The sequence below is a fragment of the Sulfurimonas sp. CVO genome (assembly GCF_009883775.1).
Classification (GTDB): domain Bacteria; phylum Campylobacterota; class Campylobacteria; order Campylobacterales; family Sulfurimonadaceae; genus Sulfurimonas; species Sulfurimonas xiamenensis.
In genome coordinates this window covers 1168730-1186836 of sequence record NZ_CP033720.1, presented here as the reverse complement: position 1 = coordinate 1186836, position 18107 = coordinate 1168730, and the positions used below count along the sequence as shown (strand labels likewise).

At 32.2% G+C, this 18107-nt stretch carries 18 protein-coding genes and 6 tRNA genes; 21 read left to right on the top strand and 3 right to left on the bottom strand.

The window, feature by feature from the left end:
* Nucleotides 1–119 precede the first annotated feature (119 nt).
* The 7 genes from CVO_RS05985 (at nt 120) to CVO_RS05955 (ending at nt 2293) form a co-directional block, all read left to right on the top strand.
* Entirely contained in the window at nt 120–1211 is a 1092-nt protein-coding gene (locus CVO_RS05985) for a CinA family protein (protein ID WP_159570822.1), read from the top strand.
* Between the two features lie 75 nt (nt 1212–1286).
* Nucleotides 1287–1362: transfer RNA gene (locus tag CVO_RS05980), tRNA-Lys, on the top strand.
* Between the two features lie 12 nt (nt 1363–1374).
* Nucleotides 1375–1451 (top strand) — tRNA-Asp (locus tag CVO_RS05975).
* A gap of 8 nt (nt 1452–1459) precedes the next feature.
* A tRNA-Val gene (locus CVO_RS05970) sits at nt 1460–1535 on the top strand.
* 122 nt (nt 1536–1657) lie between these two features.
* A tRNA-Glu gene (locus CVO_RS05965) sits at nt 1658–1733 on the top strand.
* A gap of 149 nt (nt 1734–1882) precedes the next feature.
* Nucleotides 1883–1958: transfer RNA gene (locus tag CVO_RS05960), tRNA-Val, on the top strand.
* Between the two features lie 258 nt (nt 1959–2216).
* Nucleotides 2217–2293 (top strand) — tRNA-Asp (locus CVO_RS05955).
* Nucleotides 2294–2313: 20 nt separating this feature from the next.
* Here the strand turns inward: CVO_RS05955 and CVO_RS05950 are convergent.
* Nucleotides 2314–3426 (bottom strand): FtsW/RodA/SpoVE family cell cycle protein, encoded by a 1113-nt coding sequence (locus CVO_RS05950; RefSeq protein ID WP_159572184.1) that lies wholly within the window; start codon nt 3424–3426, stop codon nt 2314–2316.
* 49 nt (nt 3427–3475) lie between these two features.
* Here CVO_RS05950 and CVO_RS05945 point away from each other — a divergent pair, with 49 nt between their 5' ends.
* From CVO_RS05945 to thrC, 8 genes are all read left to right on the top strand, one after another.
* Nucleotides 3476–4447, top strand: a complete 972-nt coding sequence (locus CVO_RS05945; RefSeq protein ID WP_152299112.1) for an RluA family pseudouridine synthase — start codon at nt 3476–3478, stop codon at nt 4445–4447.
* Complete coding sequence (locus tag CVO_RS05940; protein ID WP_159570819.1) at nt 4395–5759, top strand: fibronectin type III domain-containing protein; 1365 nt, start codon at nt 4395–4397, stop codon at nt 5757–5759. Before CVO_RS05945 ends, CVO_RS05940 begins: the two co-directional genes overlap by 53 nt.
* A gap of 12 nt (nt 5760–5771) precedes the next feature.
* Nucleotides 5772–6944 carry a tRNA (guanosine(46)-N7)-methyltransferase TrmB gene (gene trmB, locus CVO_RS05935; protein ID WP_159570817.1) on the top strand — a complete coding sequence of 391 codons (1173 nt, stop codon included), beginning with the start codon at nt 5772–5774 and terminating at the stop codon, nt 6942–6944.
* Nucleotides 6937–7608, top strand: coding sequence for a cell division ATP-binding protein FtsE (locus CVO_RS05930; protein ID WP_152299115.1), 672 nt, complete (start codon nt 6937–6939; stop codon nt 7606–7608). The genes trmB and CVO_RS05930 overlap by 8 nt, the downstream gene beginning before the upstream one ends.
* A complete protein-coding gene (locus tag CVO_RS05925) occupies nt 7595–8407 on the top strand; it encodes a cell division protein FtsX (protein ID WP_152299116.1) in 813 nt (270 codons plus the stop codon). The genes CVO_RS05930 and CVO_RS05925 overlap by 14 nt, the downstream gene beginning before the upstream one ends.
* On the top strand, nt 8404–9627 hold the full coding sequence (locus CVO_RS05920; protein ID WP_159570814.1) for a murein hydrolase activator EnvC family protein: 1224 nt from the start codon (nt 8404–8406) through the stop codon (nt 9625–9627). The genes CVO_RS05925 and CVO_RS05920 overlap by 4 nt, the downstream gene beginning before the upstream one ends.
* Nucleotides 9628–9729: 102 nt before the next feature.
* Nucleotides 9730–10062, top strand: a complete 333-nt coding sequence (locus tag CVO_RS05915) for a hypothetical protein (protein ID WP_159570811.1) — start codon at nt 9730–9732, stop codon at nt 10060–10062.
* Between the two features lie 94 nt (nt 10063–10156).
* Nucleotides 10157–11629 (top strand): threonine synthase, encoded by a 1473-nt coding sequence (thrC, locus tag CVO_RS05910; protein WP_159570808.1) that lies wholly within the window; start codon nt 10157–10159, stop codon nt 11627–11629.
* Nucleotides 11630–11667: 38 nt separating this feature from the next.
* Here the strand turns inward: thrC and CVO_RS05905 are convergent, their stop codons facing one another.
* Nucleotides 11668–12426: a pyrroline-5-carboxylate reductase gene (locus CVO_RS05905; RefSeq protein ID WP_159570805.1), complete on the bottom strand. Its 759-nt coding sequence runs from the start codon at nt 12424–12426 to the stop codon at nt 11668–11670.
* Between the two features lie 72 nt (nt 12427–12498).
* Between CVO_RS05905 and CVO_RS05900 the strand changes: the two genes are divergently transcribed.
* From CVO_RS05900 to CVO_RS05885, 4 genes are all read left to right on the top strand, one after another.
* Nucleotides 12499–13731, top strand: coding sequence for a glutamate-5-semialdehyde dehydrogenase (locus tag CVO_RS05900; RefSeq protein WP_152299121.1), 1233 nt, complete (start codon nt 12499–12501; stop codon nt 13729–13731).
* A gap of 83 nt (nt 13732–13814) precedes the next feature.
* The gene (locus CVO_RS05895; protein WP_152299122.1) at nt 13815–14159 is read left to right on the top strand and encodes a hypothetical protein; all 345 of its coding nucleotides are present in this window, start codon (nt 13815–13817) and stop codon (nt 14157–14159) included.
* Nucleotides 14160–14295: 136 nt separating this feature from the next.
* Nucleotides 14296–15402 (top strand): hypothetical protein, encoded by a 1107-nt coding sequence (locus tag CVO_RS05890; protein WP_241690945.1) that lies wholly within the window; start codon nt 14296–14298, stop codon nt 15400–15402.
* A gap of 79 nt (nt 15403–15481) precedes the next feature.
* Nucleotides 15482–15781, top strand: coding sequence for a metal-sulfur cluster assembly factor (locus CVO_RS05885; protein WP_152299124.1), 300 nt, complete (start codon nt 15482–15484; stop codon nt 15779–15781).
* A 22-nt stretch (nt 15782–15803) separates the two neighbouring features.
* Here CVO_RS05885 and CVO_RS05880 read toward each other — a convergent pair whose 3' ends face one another.
* On the bottom strand, nt 15804–16802 hold the full coding sequence (locus CVO_RS05880) for a response regulator (RefSeq protein WP_159570802.1): 999 nt from the start codon (nt 16800–16802) through the stop codon (nt 15804–15806).
* A gap of 94 nt (nt 16803–16896) precedes the next feature.
* Here CVO_RS05880 and rsmH point away from each other — a divergent pair, with 94 nt between their 5' ends.
* Nucleotides 16897–17820 carry a 16S rRNA (cytosine(1402)-N(4))-methyltransferase RsmH gene (gene rsmH / locus CVO_RS05875; protein WP_159570799.1) on the top strand — a complete coding sequence of 308 codons (924 nt, stop codon included), beginning with the start codon at nt 16897–16899 and terminating at the stop codon, nt 17818–17820.
* A gap of 1 nt (nt 17821) precedes the next feature.
* Nucleotides 17822–18100, top strand: coding sequence for a hypothetical protein (locus tag CVO_RS05870; protein WP_152299127.1), 279 nt, complete (start codon nt 17822–17824; stop codon nt 18098–18100).
* The last annotated feature ends 7 nt before the right edge of the window (nt 18101–18107 follow it).

Below are 18107 nucleotides of genomic sequence, written 5' to 3'. Positions count from 1 at the left end.
TTGTCCCAAATAGTGTAAAATTTTTGCATTATATCCTTTGAGGGTTTAAAAGCTACTTTAAAATATTTAAATAGTATTATAATAGAGAAAATAATTTTTATAAAAAGGGTGTTTATACCATGAAACTGCATCTTCTATTTATAGGCAATAAGTTTATATACAATAGAGCGTTAAAAGAGTACATTATTAGAAAAATTGAGCAAAAAGCTGATTTTATAAACTCAATAACTTTTTTTAAAGAGAGTGACAACTCACTTTTTTTATATCTAGAAAGAGAACTTCACTCTACAGACAAATATATAATTATAACTACAAAACAGCATTTCTCAACTTTAGGAAAACTTATCTGTACAGTTACAAGTGATAATCAAGTTTTAAAAGATGATATGTTAATACCTTCAAATAGTTCTTTATATGAGAAAGGAAGTTATCTTTTGGAGTATAAAAATTCAACTACAAATGTTTTGCATATAGATGAAATGGAAAAATTTCCAGAATTGTTATTAAATTTTGAAGAAACAAAATATATTATGCATCTGTTTGATGAAAATGATAGAGAACATATGATCTCTTTAATTGCTCCGGTTGCACAAACATATGATGTAAAAATAGATATAGTTGATATTATTGAAGGGTGGTTTATTGTTAATATCAGAAGTAAAAAATATGGTGATATATCTCAATTTATTGCCTCTGTTAAGCAGTTGTTTCCAAATAAGATTATTGCAGCAGAGAGTATAGAGAGCTATATTATAGATAGACTCTCTTTACACAAAAAAAAGATCTCATTCGCTGAGAGTTGTACAGGTGGACTCTTAACCTACTATTTTACAAAAAACAATGGAGCTTCAAAGATACTTGATGGTTCATTGGTAACATATGCAAACAATATCAAAGAGAGTTGGCTTGGAGTAAATGCAGATACACTTGAAAAACATGGAGCAGTAAGCAGCGAAGTTGTTTTGGAAATGAGTGAAGGAGCACTAAATGTAAGTAACGCTGATTATGCCATATCTATAAGCGGAATTGCAGGTGATAGCGGAGGAACCAAATATAAACCGGTAGGTACTGTATACATAGGAGTAAGAAGTAAAATCAAACATAAAGAAATTCACTTAAATCTCAATGGAGACAGGAACTATATTCAACATCAAAGTGTACTTTTTGCCATTAAAATGCTTCTACTGATGGATAAAGAGATGTTTTTTTAAATTTCTCTCTTTTTATCTTGACAATTAAAACCTATTTGTCTATAATTTCGACCTCTTAAACATTTAGGAGAAAATGTCTTGTTAGCTCAGCTGGTAGAGCACGTCACTTTTAATGATGTGGCCGATGGTTCGAATCCATCACAGGACACCATTTTACATATGCGCGGTGGTAGTTCAGTTGGTTAGAATACCTGCCTGTCACGCAGGGGGTCGCGAGTTCGAGTCTCGTCCACCGCGCCACTTTTTTAGGGCGCTTAGCTCAGTTGGTAGAGCGCTACCCTTACAAGGTAGATGTCACTGGTTCGAGTCCAGTAGTGCCCACCATTTTTTTGATTATACTGCGTTAAATTTAAACTCGCATAGTTTGTTATGCTTCGTCAAAATTTGCCTTGTCTAATACAAAAAAAACAAGTTTTTTTACAAAGCCTTTTGTTTTAAATGAAAGTGACCCTTTCGTCTAGTGGCCAAGGACACTATCACTTCATGGTAGGGACAGAGGTTCAAATCCTTTAGGGGTCGCCACTTATTGGTGTTATAAATAGAATAGATTTCAAATTCTTGATTTTGACTTTAATTGAGACAGATTCTTTGCGGAATGAGGAGCATAGTAAATCTATGTGACGAATGGAACAGAGGTTCTAACGAATAGTAAAGTAAAAAGCATAATTTTAGGGCGCTTAGCTCAGTTGGTAGAGCGCTACCCTTACAAGGTAGATGTCACTGGTTCGAGTCCAGTAGTGCCCACCATAACATTATTTGTACGCGAAATGAACAAAGTCCATTTTACTGCGTTAACACTAGGTTTTACTCAGCGTAAAGCTCATCGAACTAGTTCGATTTTGTTATACAGATAATTTTTATAGTGACAATTAGTAATTTATAAAATTCTTGATTTTTGTTTTAATCAAGGCGGATTCTTGAGTGAATGAGGAGCATAGTTGGACTATGTGACGATTTAGCGAAAGGTTCTAACGCGGAGAAAAGCAAAAAGCATAATTTAAATGCGCGGTGGTAGTTCAGTTGGTTAGAATACCTGCCTGTCACGCAGGGGGTCGCGAGTTCGAGTCTCGTCCACCGCGCCACTACTTTTTTTTAAAATCAATTATAAAAAACTTTTTTTCCCTCTTTCGTCGTACATGTCTTTATATCTAAATGCTATAAGATTTTGCATTATTGCAAAAAGAATAACAAAAGTTATAAAACTGCTTCCACCGTAACTAAACATTGGCAAAGGAACTCCGACAACTGGAGCATATCCTATAGTCATTGAAATATTTACAGACATATAGATAAAAATCATAAATGATGTTGCTATAGTTACAACTTTTATGTAGTAATCAGTGTTAAAAATACTTAAACTCATAAGATGCAAAATAAGCAATACATATATAAGTATAATACTCAAAGCCCCTAAAAATCCGCTTCTCTCAACTAAAAACGCAAAGATAAAATCACTTGTGGCAATGGGAAGAAATCTCATTTGGGTCTGTGTTGCTTCATCTTTTGACTTGCCTGTTAGTCCGCCTGAGCCTATTGCAATGATAGATTGCTGAACATGATAGGAAGGTTTTTCGCTAAGAAAATCTTTGATTCTGACTTTTTGATAATCATGAAGCAAAAATTTGTAAGCAAGCGGGGAAAGAAGCACAATTGAACCAATAATAACTGCCCATATTTTCCAATGCACCCCTATAAAAAACAGCACCCCGTAGCCAACTAGAAGAAGAATAATAGCAGTGCCTAAATCAGGCTCTTTTGCTATTAAAAAAAATGGCAACAGTATGTAAATACTAATTTTTAAAAACTCTTTTAGTCTATAGCCGTTTATGGGCGGAGGACTTTTTTTAATAAGGTATGCAAGCATTAAAATCAGTGCCGGTTTTACAAATTCCGATGGCTGAATGGTAGCATTTATAAAAGGTATTTCTATCCATCTTTGTGCTCCGAGTCTTGCATGACCAAAAAATTCAACTGCAAAAAGCAACCCTATGCTAATCCAGTATATAAGGGGAATAAGCCAGCTCATTCTGCGAATCGGAAGGAAAAAAACAACTAAAAAAACTAAAAAAGAGATACCTACATAAGCCATCTGCTTTTGTGCAAGAGCAGGCACAACTTCGCCTATAAGCCAGTTTGAAGTAAGAATTAACGGAATGATAAGAATAATGGAAATAAAATCAAATTGTGCTAAAATACGCTTATCAATTCTCCACAAGTTTGAAACTCCATAAAATTTTAGAAATTGTATCATAAAGGTTAGAAATTTGAATGAAAAAAAGAGTTATATTTGCAACGAAGCCCAGCGTCTTGATACATTTTTAGCGTTAGAAATCGGGCAAAGTCGTTCACAAATTACACAGTTAATTAAAAAAGAGTGTGTGTATGTTGATGAAAAAATAGTTTCTCGATGCGGTGTTAAACTAAAAGAAAATCAAGTAGTTAAAGTTAATTTTCCTGATGTTGAAACAAAACCGGCGTTAGATATTGATTTTCATGTTGAGACACTTTATGAAGATGATGATGTTTTGGTTATAAACAAACCAAGCGGACTTACAGTCCATCCTGCGCCCAGTGTAAAAGAAGCGACACTTGTTGACTGGTTAAAGCATAAAGGGATAAGACTCTCTACAATAAGCGGAGATGAACGCCATGGTATAGTTCACAGACTTGATAAAGGTACAAGCGGAACTATGGTAATAGCAAAAAACAATGAAGCTCATGAATTTTTATCTGCTCAACTTCAAGATAAAAGTATGGGTAGATATTATTTGGCGGTTATTAATCCTCCTCTTAAAAATGATTTAACTCAGATAGAGTGCCCCATTGCCAGAAGTTCAAATAATAGACTTAAAATGGCTTGTCAGGAGCACGGAAAATATGCTAAAACAGTTTTTAAAAATTTAGCATTATCAAATGATGAGAAAAACCAGCTTGTCGCATGTAAACTTTTCACAGGAAGAACGCATCAAATTCGTGTTCATTTAGAGAGTATAAATCGTCACATAATAGGTGATCATATCTACTCTTTAAGCCCAAAACAAGAAAAATCAGAACGAATTTTGCTTCATGCGTATATAATATACTTCGTTCATCCCAAGAGCAAAGAGAAACTCTCTTTTGCCGTGTTGCCTGATGAAAAGATGATGGGATATATAAATAAGAAATTTAATAAGGAGCAAATAGATGAAATTATGGACATTAATCACATTATGTACAGCTTCACTGCTAATTCTTAGCGGTTGTGGTGCAAAACCAACACCAAAAAAAGAGGCGGTTGTAGATGATACACTGCCTATTGTTAAGCTTACCAACAACGGGACTATAGCTGATGTTAACGCAATAGCATTTGAGTGGGAACTTATAACAGATCCAAGAGTAAAGGGTGTGTATATATATAAAATTGATTTAGACAATGCAAAAGTGGATAGTGATGAATATTATGATACGGTTGATAATCGTTTTTCTACTCATTATCTTGATTCAAATGTAGAACCAAATTCAAAATATGGATACTATTTTAAAACTTACAGTGCCAATGCTGAGTCAAAAAAAAGCAAAATAACTACAATATCTTCTTTGCCGTTAATGGAGTCTGTAGCGTGGCTTCATAGTATAGGAAGCATGCCAAGAAGTGCAAAAATAATTTGGCGGCCGCATACAAATCAGAAAGTAAAAGCTTATATAATTCAAAGAAAAACTCTCGAAGAGGATATTTGGAGAGATATAGCAACGGTAAATGGGCGATTAAATGCGGAGTATATAGATAAAAATTTAAAAGATAATTATACATATAAATATCGTATTAAAACAGTTACATTTGACAATCTCGTCTCAAAACCGAGTCAGGAAGTTACAGTTGTGACAAAAAAACTGCCAAAAGAGCTGACACAAATAACCGCTTCAACCGATTTACCAAAAAAAATTGAAATTAAATGGGAAGAGAGCGATACAAAAGATTTTTTAGTATATAGACTTTATAGATCTTCTAGTATTGATGGGAGTTATAAGGTAGTTATTGATACAAAAAAGAATTCATATGTTGATTTGATTGAAGAAGATGGTAAAGAGTATTTTTACAGAGTGAGTGTTTTTGATAAAGATAAACTAGAAAGTGCTTATGAAAATCATTCAGTTTTAGGTAAAACTTTGATTAAACCAAAATCACCCTCTTTGGTTGAAGCAAAATTAGTTAATGGTAAAGTTACCATATCTTGGGTGAGTTCAGATTCAAGAGATAAAAGTTTTACTGTTCAAAAAAGATATAAAAAAAGTTTTATTGAAAGTTCAATTGAAGATTTTGAAAATATAAAAGGCACTCAATTTATTGATTCAGAAATTGAAGCCGGTAAAACATACTATTACAAAGTGTTTTCAATTGACACTCATGGTATTAAGTCAGAACCGAGTATAGAAATCGAGTTAAAAATCGAAGACAAGACAGAAAAAAACACTTTGAGCAATACAGAAAAAACATTACAACAAAATAACTCTGTAGATGTAAATAAAGCAGATGAAGAGATAATAATACCAATACAAGATTTTAATTAAAAACGAGAATAAATGCCACACCTACATATAGAAGAGTTTAAAAAAACAGAGTTTCCATCGCAAGAAGATGGAGTTTTATTTAATTTTATAGCTGATAATATTAACCATAAAGAGGAGAAACTAATTTCAGTTAAAGTAGATGAAAATGAGTTTTTTTTATTGGTTAAAGATGAAAATGGAAAGAGTTTATTAAAAAGTGACAAATTAACAAGACCTGCTTCGATATATAATGTACATAAGGCTCTTTTGTCTTATGCAAAAGCAGCTCATTTAAATGTGCTCTCTTCAAATGTGCCGCAAAATCAAAAAAATATTCATCTTCAAGAGGTTACAGCGCTCAAAGATATAAACTATTTTGCAACAAACTTTCCAAAAAACAGAGAAATTCGTATTGAAGTTGGTTTCGGCTCAGGCCGTCATCTGCTTCATCAAGCTATAAACAATCCAGATACTCTTTTTATCGGTATAGAGATACATCACCCCTCAATTGAGCAGGTATTAAAACAGATAACAATTAAAAATCTTGATAATTTGCTTGTATTAAACTATGATGCAAGACTTTTTATGGAACTAGTACCATCAAATATTGTAGGAAAAATTTATGTGCATTTTCCTGTTCCATGGGATAAAAAACCTCATAGAAGGGTTATCTCCACTGCATTTATTGAAGAAGCAAATCGTATCTTAAAAGTTGGAGGAACTTTAGAGCTTAGAACGGATAGTGAAAACTATTATGCTTACTCTTATGAAACTTTTATAGCTTTTAAAAAAACAACACTTTATATAAATAAAAACAGAGATATTGCAGTAACAAGCAAGTATGAAGACCGATGGAAAAAGATGGAAAAAAACATTTATGATTTGACTATGATAAATGATGAAGAGTCTTCCGAGTTAATCTTAAAAGGTGATTTTAATTTTTCAGAAGTAAAACTTTCAACTGAAGAAATTTTAAAACTTCATAAAGAGATAAAAAAATTTAATGGTGGATTTATTCATTTTGAGAGAACTTATATGTTAAAAGATGGGATAATGCTTCGTATGTCAATGGGCAGTTTTGACAAGCCTGAACATCTTTATGTTATTGTTAAAAAAGATAAAGCATTTTACTATCCAAACTCTCCTTTAAAATCAAAAAGCAATCTTGCGGCACATCAATTTTTAAACAGAGTTCTTCATGGATAGAGTTATTGTGGCCAAAGATCTTTCATTATCTTATTCAAATAATGAAACTATTATCAATAAAGTAAATTTTTCAGTAAACTCTGGCAGTTTTGTATTTATAACGGGAGCAAGCGGCAGCGGAAAATCAACACTTTTAAAATCTCTTTTTGGAGCATTAAAGCCAAAGCAGGGAAGTCTTATAGTCGGGGGTGTTGAACTTGCAGGTGTTTCACGCTCAAAACTAAATTTTTTAAGACGACATATAGGAATTGTTTTTCAAGATTATAAGTTAATAAAAGAGTGGACCATCGATAAAAATATTATGCTTCCTTTGCTTATTAGCGGGTATGTAAAAAGTGTTGCAAATAATCAAGTAGATAAACTATTGAAACATGTAAGACTCAATCATCAATCAGGCAAATATCCGCTTGAACTCAGCGGTGGCGAGCAACAGAGAGTTGCAATGGCTAGAGCACTTGCTCATAATCCTATTATGATTTTAGCTGATGAGCCTACAGGCAATCTTGATGAATACTCTTCACAGTTAATTTGGAATCTTCTAGAGGGCGCGAATGAACAGCTAAATACTACAGTTATAGTTGTCACACATCATATTCCGCAAAATTTAAATATCGATTATAAACATTTTCATATAGAATATGGGAGTATACATGAAGTCTGTTAAGAACCATTTTTCATTAGTAATTGCACTATTGAGTATATTGTTTTCTATACAGGCGTTTTTTATTATTGATCGTTCAATTGAAGCATATAAAACAAATCTGGCAAATATTTATTCTGTTATAGCAGTTAGCAAAAAGCCTTTGGCTAATAGTGATATTTTAAGTATAAATAAATTAATAGCAGGCGTGCAAGAACTTTCACCTGATGCTGTAATAGAGAAATTCAGCAGTGATATGACAAGTGAAAATAGAGAACTTTTAAAAAATACATTACCAAAGTTTTACAAATTAAGTCTTGCTTATTATCCAACGCCGCAGGAAGTCAAAAAATTAAGAAGCGACTTATTAAACAGCAGCAATATAACAAAAGTAGAAGATTTTTCTTATGCTCATGATACTACATACAAGCTTTTGCTTTTATTTAAAAATGTTGTTGCGCTTTTTGCTTTTGTAGTTTTTGTTGTTACTGTTTTATTGATAATGAAAGAACTGAAAATTTGGCAATATAAACATAATGAACGAATGACAATTATGGGATTTTTCGGTGCAGCTTTATGGCTTCGTTCAGCTGTACTTTTTAGGCTTGCCATAGTTGATGCATTGATAGCGAGTTTTTTAGCTTTTGGAATGTTTATCTATCTTTCATCATCTCCTTGGTTGATAGATCAGTTTAGCAATATTGGAATAAAGATAGTTATATTTAATCCCATAGATGATTTTTTATTTCTTTTAAGTATTGCTATATCTATTTCAATACTTTTAGCATTTCTTATAGTTTTGGGACATAAAGAAGAAGCATGATGCGTTTTATTATTGTATCTGTCTTAATATGTCTGCATTTACAAGCAAGAACAAGTGTTGATGTTAAAATAGAAAAAACAAGTTCTCAAATAAGCTCTTTTTCTCAAACTCAACAAGAGATCAATAAGAAAATGAGTGAAACAGCAGAAGCAATTTTATTGCAGAAAAAAGAGATTCAAGCACAACAGGAGCGTTTGAAAAAGTTAAAAGAGGAGCTTTTAGATAAAGAGAGTTCTCATAAAGAGAATATTGGCCAGCTAAAAGAGTTGAAAATTTTTCAAAACAGACTAAAAAAAGATGGAGAAAAATTGGAAAAAGAGCTTATTTCTACAATAGCTCAAAGTGTCTCTTTGTCAATAATTTTAGAAGAGAAATATACCGCCGGTGAAGATTCGCTTATTGAGTATGAGGTTCTTGATCTTATGCATAAAAATGCCAAAATAAAGATAAAAGAACTAAATGAAAAGTTCTATAACAACTCTAAAGATATAGATGTATTAAATAAAAAGGTTGAATCTTTAGAGATTGCCATAAACACCATTGATACAAAAAGAAAAGAGCTGGTAAGAGCGCAAAAAGAGAATGAAGAGTCATTAAAAAAATTAAATATAGCAAAATCTTCTTATAAGCAAGAGCTTAAAGAAATTTTGAACAAGCAAGATATGTTGAAAAAAACTTTATCTCAATTAAATATTATTAAAATAAATGAGCTCAAAAGAGCTGAAGAAGAGGCGCAAAGAGCCCAAGCATTTGATGCAAAAGATATTATTTCAGATGATAATTTGCCAAAAGTAAAATCAGTTGGAAGCAGTTATCAAGCTATAAAAACAAAATATTATAAAGGTAAAAAAACTATTCCGCCTTTTAGTCCATATAGAATTACCAAAAAATATGGTACATATATTGATCCTATATACGGTATAAAAGTTTTTAATGAATCAATATCTTTAAAATCAGATGAAAAAAATACAAAAGTTAAAACTGTTTTTAACGGCAAAGTAATATATGCCGATAAAACACCGGTGCTAAACAATATTGTAATTATTGAACATGATGATGGATTACATACAATATACGCAAATTTGTCTCAAATATCTCCTGATATAAAAAAGGGCGTAAAAATAAAAAAAGGGTATACAATCGGCAGAATTAGTGATGAATTGATTTTTGAAGTTACTCAAAAATCATATCATATTAATCCGATAAGATTGTTTCAATGAGTTTTTTAAATAGATTTAATATATATTCTGTTAACATAGTTTAATATAATGAATTAATTTACATCTATTTTATTTATTTTTATTTTGATGAAAGAGTGAGTAGTGAGCAGTAGAGAAAGTTTTAACAAACATCCGTCATTTACTTCCCAAGAGATTGATTTGAGTGACTATTTTTTTACGATTGAGGGGTATGAAGGATTTTTTTATACTCTTTATCTTATAACAATTCCATATATTACTGGTGCTGTATTTTTGTTTTTTTATGTAGCAAAAGGAAATTTTAGCAACTTTATGCTTTTGGACATAAATGCTTTTTTTGTGGTTTGGCTTATAGGGTATGAAATAGTTGCAACTTTTATTTTAATTGCAATTTTAATCTCTTTTTTGCGTTATGATAAAAAAACCAAAAATCATAAACAAAATCGCCATCATTAAAAACTTGAAAAGTTTATAATTTAATAGTGTCTATTACCTAGAGTATTCAATGTTTTTTCGATATAATTGAAAAAATTTTTTAGGTGTATAGATTATGAACTTTATTCAAACTCGCGGATGCGATAAAAACACTCCTCCAAGCGTAACATTTTCACAAGCTATTTTAAGTCCAATCGCTTCTTTTGGCGGTCTTTATGTGCCGGAGAACTTACCTGATTTAGGACGAGAATTTTTAAATAAACATGTAAACTCTTCTTATAAAGATTTGGCATTTGATTTGTTAAATCGTTTTGAAATTGATATAGATAGTTATGTTATAAAAGAGGCTCTGGATCTGTATGATAAATTTGACAACTCAGAAAATCCTGTACCGGTTGTCAAAGTAAAAGAGAACCTTTATATAAGTGAACTTTATCATGGGCCTACTCGAGCATTCAAAGATATGGCGCTTCAACCTTTTGGTGTTGTTCTCTCTTCCATCGCACAAAAAAGAGGCGAGCATTATTTGATTTTAGCTGCAACAAGCGGTGATACAGGTCCTGCGGCACTTGAGACTTTTAAAAATCGCTCAAATGTGCAAGTCGCTTGTTTATATCCAGATGGCGGAACTTCTGATGTTCAAAGACTTCAAATGGTAACAGAAGATGCAAAAAATCTAAAAGTAATCGGAATTAACGGAGTTTTTGATGATGCGCAAAATGCGCTTAAGAGACTTTTAGCATCTGAAGAGTTTAAAAAAGCATTAAAAGAGAAAAATATACTTCTTTCAGCAGCAAACTCTGTAAACTTCGGGCGTATAATTTTTCAAATAATTTACCATATTCACAGTTATTTGGAACTCGTTCGCCAAAAAGCTATAACAATGGGCGAAAAAGTATATCTAAATGTTCCAAGCGGAAATTTTGGCAATGCTCTTGGAGCGTATTATGCATGGAAAATGGGCTTGCCTGTTGAAAAAATAATTATCTCTTCAAATGAAAATAATGTTTTAACAAAATTGATTAAAACCGGAAAGTATGATTTAAGAGACTTACATGTAGTGAGTACGACTTCTCCGGCAATGGATATACTAAAATCTTCAAATATTGAAAGAGTTTTGTATGATATGTTTGGATATCAACGAACAAGAGAGCTTATGCAAAATCTTGAAGAGAAGAATTTTTATGAATTAACATCTGATGAATTGGCACAGCTTCAAGAGAGTTTTGATGCTGACTTTTGTACAGGTGATGAGGGAAAAGTGTATATTAAAAAAACATTTCAAAAAAATGGTTATTTAATGGATCCTCATACTGCTACATGTATGAAATCTTATGAAACATGCTCAGATCCTAAAATAAAAACTATCGCTTACTCTACTGCTGAGTGGACAAAGTTTTCTCCAGTAATTGCAAATGCGCTTACAGGTGAAGTGGATGCTCAAGATATTAAAGCGCTTGCTTCCATTTCAAATGAAGCAAAATTAGAGATTCCATCGATGATAAAAGAACTCTTTAGTAAAGAAATAGTTCAAAAAACTGTTATAGAAAAAGAGGATATCGAAAAAGAGATTTTAAAATTTTTGTAATTTTTTTTCTGCATGCATAACACATGCAGAAAAAATGTTTAAAGTTCAGTCGCTTTTTTATAAGCTTTTTCAATAGCATCTATACAAGAAGCTCGTACATTGCCATTTTCTAAAGCTCCATAACCGGCAGCAGTAGTTCCTCCCGGACTCATAACACCATCTTTTAAAATAGCAGGATGTATCTCTTGTATAAGTTCGCCAAAACCGCCAAAAAGACCGCGCATTGCTGCCATCGCATCTGCTCTTTTCATTCCCTGTTTAACGGCTCCGTCTGCAAGCGCTTCAGAGATAAGGCACAGATAAGCAGGACCGCTTCCGGCAAGCGCAGTTGCGATATCTAACTCCTTTTCACTTCCAAGCCAAAGTGTCGTTCCTATCGCTCCTAGCAGCTCCTCCGCTTCTTCTTTAAATGCTTCGTCTCCCGTAAGCGTAGTCATAGATCTGCCGACACTTGCTGCTAAATTTGGCATAGATCTTACAACCGCATCAGAATTTAAATGCTGTTTTAATTTTTGCACTTTTGTTCCTGCAAGAACTGAGTAGACAACTCTTGCTTTTCCTTTTAATTTAATAGCAACTTCTTCAACATTGGCAGGTTTAACACAAAACATAACTGTTTTGCCCTCTATATTAAAATCATCCATTAAAGCTTTTTCTATTGTAACACCCAATTCGCTTTCAAATTTGTTTAATTTTTCAATATCTCTTCCTGCAACCTCTATTTTATAGTTATGTCGCAGCCCTTTAGCTATGCTAAGAGCCATATTTCCGTTACCAATAAAAGTGATGGTTTTCATAAAATGCCTTTATCTTTTTATGGTAGTATAACATTATTGGATGAAAATTTAAAAAATTAAGAAGGAGAGAAGATGGAACAATTTTTAGCAGAGGCAAAAGAGGCAAGCAGAGTATTTAACACTATTAGCGGGGCAGAAAAAAATAGAATATTAAGAGAAATGGCAAATGCACTTAGAGAGAGTAGTGCTAATTTAATTAAGGCAAATGCTATTGATATTGCAGATGGTGAAAAAAACAATTTATCATCTGCTTTGATGGATAGATTGCTTTTAGATGAAAAACGCATTGATGCGATGGCAGTGGCAATTGAAGAGATTGCGGCACTTAAAGAACCTGTTGGTCGTGTTCTTGAGGGCTGGGTTACAGAAGATGGTTTAAAGATTGAAAAAGTATCAATTCCTATCGGTGTAATAGGAATTATTTATGAATCTCGCCCGAATGTAACAAGCGACACGGCAGCACTCTGTTTTAAAAGCTCAAATGTTTGCGTGCTTAAAGGTGGAAAAGAGGCTCAAAATTCAAATGAAGCAATAGCAAAAATTCTTCAAACTATTTTAGAAAAAAACAATCTGCCAAAATCTTTAATTTCTCTAATTCCGGACTCTTCAAGAGAGGGAGTTGCTAAATTGATTAAAATGGATAAGTATGTAGACCTGATTATTCCTCGCGGTGGGGCAGGGCTTATTAAATATGTAAGCGACAATGCAACAGTAAGTGTTGTAAAACATGACAAAGGGCAGTGTCATACTTATATAGACAAAGATGCAAAAATAGATGATGCTATAAAAATTGCTATAAATGCAAAAGTACAAAGACCTGGAGTTTGTAATGCTATGGAGACTCTTTTAGTTGACAGTGCTATAGCCAAAGAGACACTTCCACTTTTAAAAGCAGAGTTTGACAAAGCGCATACAGAGCTAAAAGGGTGTAAAGAGACACAAGCAATTATAGATGTGGCAAATGCCACGGATGAAGATTATGATACTGAGTATCTAGCAAATATCCTTAATATAAAAGTAGTAAATGGTGTCGAGGGAGCAGTAGAGCATATAGTGAGATTTTCTTCAGGCCATTCAGAAGCCATTATCACACAAAATGTAACTACAGCAGAGATGTTTTTAAATGCAATAGATGCAGCTGCCGTATATCTAAATGCATCAACAAGATTTACTGATGGAGGTGCTTTTGGTTTTGGTGCAGAAGTTGGAATAAGTACCAACAAACTCCATGCAAGAGGGCCTATGGGAATAGAAGGTTTGACAACATATAAGTTTAAAATTTATGGAAGCGGTCAAATCAGATAAATTTTGTCTTATTATTGATGCAAATCAACGCTATTTTTTTATATATAAAATATAATTCAAAAATATAAATTTAAGGAGTTAAAATGTCATATATACCTACAGAGGCATCAAAAATTGAAGTTGCGGGAGCAACTGTAGATTTTTATAAATTAGAGAAAGATGGTGAGAGTACTTATTACTTTGATACATCAAAATGCGGCCCTCCGGATCCAATGGTAAATGCGATGTGCGGATTGAAAGTTATTAAAGGAACAAATGATAAATTGGTTATGATCAATCATAAAGCTCCAGGCGGTCTTTTTGCTAAACTCGAAGAAGATATTTCTTATGAGACAGATGATCTAGGTAATGGTTTAGTTAAGATAACTTTTTCAAGCAATAATGCATCATCTGCAAATACAGATTTTGATCAAACTGCGTGCCATTAAATAGTTAAAAATGTTTTCTGTTTCGCAAGATTTTGCACCCCCATTTAAACTGATCTCTCCATTTTTTATTTTGGGGAGTCTGTTTTATCTTTTATCTGTTGTATTTGTTTTCTTTTTTTCTACAGAAAATTTATCAATGTTAGATGTAAAGATGTTAAGTTTTGTCCATCTGTTTTTACTCGGTTTTGTGATGATGACAATTTTTGGCGCAATGGCGCAATTGGTGCCGGTTGTTTTAGAAGTAGGACATTTTGGTGTTGAACTTTTTTATGCGATTTGGCCTCTGCTTGCTATCGGTACAACCTTGATGGCATTTGGATTTAGTTATCCGACTCTACTTCCATTTGGCGGAGTTGTTGTTTTGACGGCAATGATGATATTTGTTATGGAAATATTTTTAACTATAAAAAAAGTTGAAAAACTAAATCTGGTTATGAGCAGTGTACTTATATCAAATATATTTCTTTTTTTTGGAATTATTTTTGGTTTAGTTATGGCGCTTGGATATGCCGGTATGATAGATATAGATATCAACTCTTTATTAAAGAGTCATGTCTTTTTGGTTATTGTCGGATATATTATTGTTACAATTATGGGTTTGTCTGTAGTTCTGATTCCAATGTTTGGGCTTTCTCATAGTTTTTCTATGAAGCCATTAGAAATATCTATGACAATGATAAGTTTGGCAGTTTTAATGATGGTTGCTACATCATTTACTAAATCAATATTTTTAGAATATGCAAGTTATATTTTAACAGCAATCGGATTGTTTATATACTTTTTCTTTATAAAAGTAATTTATGATACTAGAGCTAGAAAAGAGATAGATATTTATGCGCAGTCGCTTATCTTCTCATATCTTTCTCTTATAGTTTCATTAGTTTTGGGATTAGCATATCTTGTTGTTGATTATAAGCCTTTGCTTTTAACTTCTGCATGGATAATGTTTTTTGGTTTTTTTACTTTTTTAATAACCGGTCATATGTATAAAATCATACCTTTTCTTGTATGGTTTGAGAGATTTTCTCCATTAGTCGGAAAAGAAAAAGTTCCAATGTTGGCAGATATGCTTCCACCAAAAAGTTCTTCAGCTCAGTTTATTTTTAGTGCTGTTGGAGTTGTGATAGTAGCATTTGCAATATTGTTTCAAAATGAGATATTAATACAAGCAGGTGCTTCATTTTTATTGATCGGCGCTTTAGCTTTTGTAAGAAGCGTGTTTTTTATGATAAATTATAAATAAGATAGTAGTATTTTAAGTATTGTATTTCAGATAGATGAGATTTTTTTTCATTATAAAATAAAATAAAGGATATAAAATAATGTACTCAAAAGATGAATTGTTTTTAGCAATATCAACTGTTGTAGACCCTGAAGTAGGTTTTAACCTTGTAGAGATGGGTCTTATATATGACGCCTCATGTGATGATGAAGGAAATGCATATGTCAAAATGACGCTTTCGACAAAAGCATGTCCTCTGCATCAGTTAATTACACAATGGGTAAAAGATGCTGTAATGAAAATGGCCGGTGTTAAAAATGTTGAAATTGATTTAGTTTGGGAACCGGCTTGGAATATCAGCATGGCTGATGATAATGTTAAAAAAGCGTTAAGCCGCTAACTTTAATTTAAAGTGTAAAAAATTAGTTATTGTTTTTATACTTTTCAATAGCTTCACAAACCTGATGAAGAGATCTTGAGTATTTTTTCAAGTCATTGATATACTTTAAATCATCTGTTGGGTTTGTTATGCTTTTTTTTAAATCAAGTGCTCTATCGTGCAGATTATTTGCACCTATATTCGCAGAAACTCCAGATATATCTAGCAGCATTTTGTCTGCATCTGTTTTGTTTTTATCATTTATATATTTTTGAAGTTTATCTGCTGAGTCACAATAACTTGATATAAAATCATTAAGTATTTCAAGATAAAAGTTTTTATCATCTCCACATATCTCTAAGCCCTTTTCAGTGTCAAGTTTTAAATTAACTTTTTGACTTTTGTAAGAGTTGTTTTGTTCCTCTTCTCCTGTAGTGTATATATATAAAACATCATAAATAGCATCCATTTTAATAGGTTTTTCAAGATGTGCTTCCATACCGGCATTAAGCATATTTTTGATATCTTCAGGTGCGGTATCTCCGCTAAGGGCAATGATAGGTATATGATTATAGTTTTGATTTTTTCTAATTATTCTTGTCGCTTGATATCCATCCATAACCGGCATATGCGCATCCATAAATATGATTGAAAAATCACTCTCTTTTTTTAGTATATTTAATGCTTCTTGTCCATTATTCGCAATGGTGATATCTATGCCTGAGTTTGATAAAATAGAAGTTATAACCTTTTGATTGATTATATTGTCTTCGGCAATTAAAATTTTTACATTTTTAAAAAGGAAAAAGTTCTCTTTTGTAATTTTACTGTGAGGAATAAGTTCGCGTTTTTTTCTATTTTCAGGTTCGATGATATCATCTTCTGTTTTACTAGAAGTTTTCACTTCAATGCTTTGTTTATCTAAAGAATCAGAAGTGTTTTTTTTATATAATATTTTAAAAATAAAATAAATTATCAGCAGAGTTACAGCCGTGATTAAGGCGGTAATTTCTAAAAAATATTCATTAATTAATAGCTGCATATTTTCTATTTCTTTTTTTATTTATGATACACTAATAAAAATTAAACTTTACAAAGTTAATGTATAATTATAAAAAAACAGCAGCAAGGTTAGTATGCAAGATATTCCACATATTCCCGTTTTATATAAGCAAGTGTTAGAAATTTTTAATGATATAAAAGAGGGAATAATTATCGACTGCACAATGGGGTATGGCGGACATTCATCAATGCTTCTTGAAGCAAATCCAAATATAAAACTTATTGCAATAGATCAGGATCAGACTGCTATTGACTTTTCTACTAAAAGACTTGAACCTTACAAGGATAGAGTAGAGATCAAAAAAGGGCGTTTTTCTTCAGTTATAAAAGAGATACTTCAAGAAAATGACATTAAAGAGATTAAAGCTGTTTTAGCAGATATAGGCGTATCTTCTCTTCAGCTGGATCAAAAAGAGAGAGGCTTTTCATTTACAAGTGAAACTCTTGATATGAGAATGAACAAAGAGGCTTCTTTAAGTGCCGCGACAGTTATAAACGAGTATTCACAACAAGAACTTGAGCGAATACTCTTAGAGTACGGTGAACTTAGAAACTATAAAAAAATAGCATCTTTTATAGTTGGCAATCGTCCCTTTTCCTCTGCAAAAGAGTTAAGCGAAGCTACAAAACATTTAATGCCAAAAGGCAAAAAGATTCACCCCTCAACGCTTCTTATGCAGGCTATCCGCATAGAAGTAAATGATGAACTGGGTGAGTTAAACTCACTTTTAGACACTATTGAAGAGGCGAAATTCCCAAATGCTAAAATAGCCATTATATCTTTTCATTCACTAGAAGACAGGATTGTAAAAAACAGGTTTAATAAATGGAAAAATAGCTGTATCTGCCCTAAAGAGGCGATGAGATGTACCTGCGGAAATAATCATTCATATGGAAAAATTTTAACAAAAAAGCCTATTACAGCAGAAGATAGCGAACTAAAGGCCAACCCTAGAAGCAGAAGTGCCAAGATGAGAGTTTTTGAGACGGACAGCTGATATGAGCGAAAAAACAGAGTTACTGGATGAAATTGATTTAGTTATAAATCCCAAAAAAAAGGTCGATGCAAACTATCTTTTGTATGTTTTGCTTTCTATTGTATTTGTCTGTGTGATACTTTTTCCAAAGATATATATTCAACAGCAGATATACTTTATAAGCAGGGATATATCAAAATTAAAAAGTGAGTATGATACTCTAAAAGAAGAAAATAGACTTATAAAGGGTTCCGTTGAATCGATACGATATAAAAATCAAATACTTGATACACTTTTTTAAAGAAGTT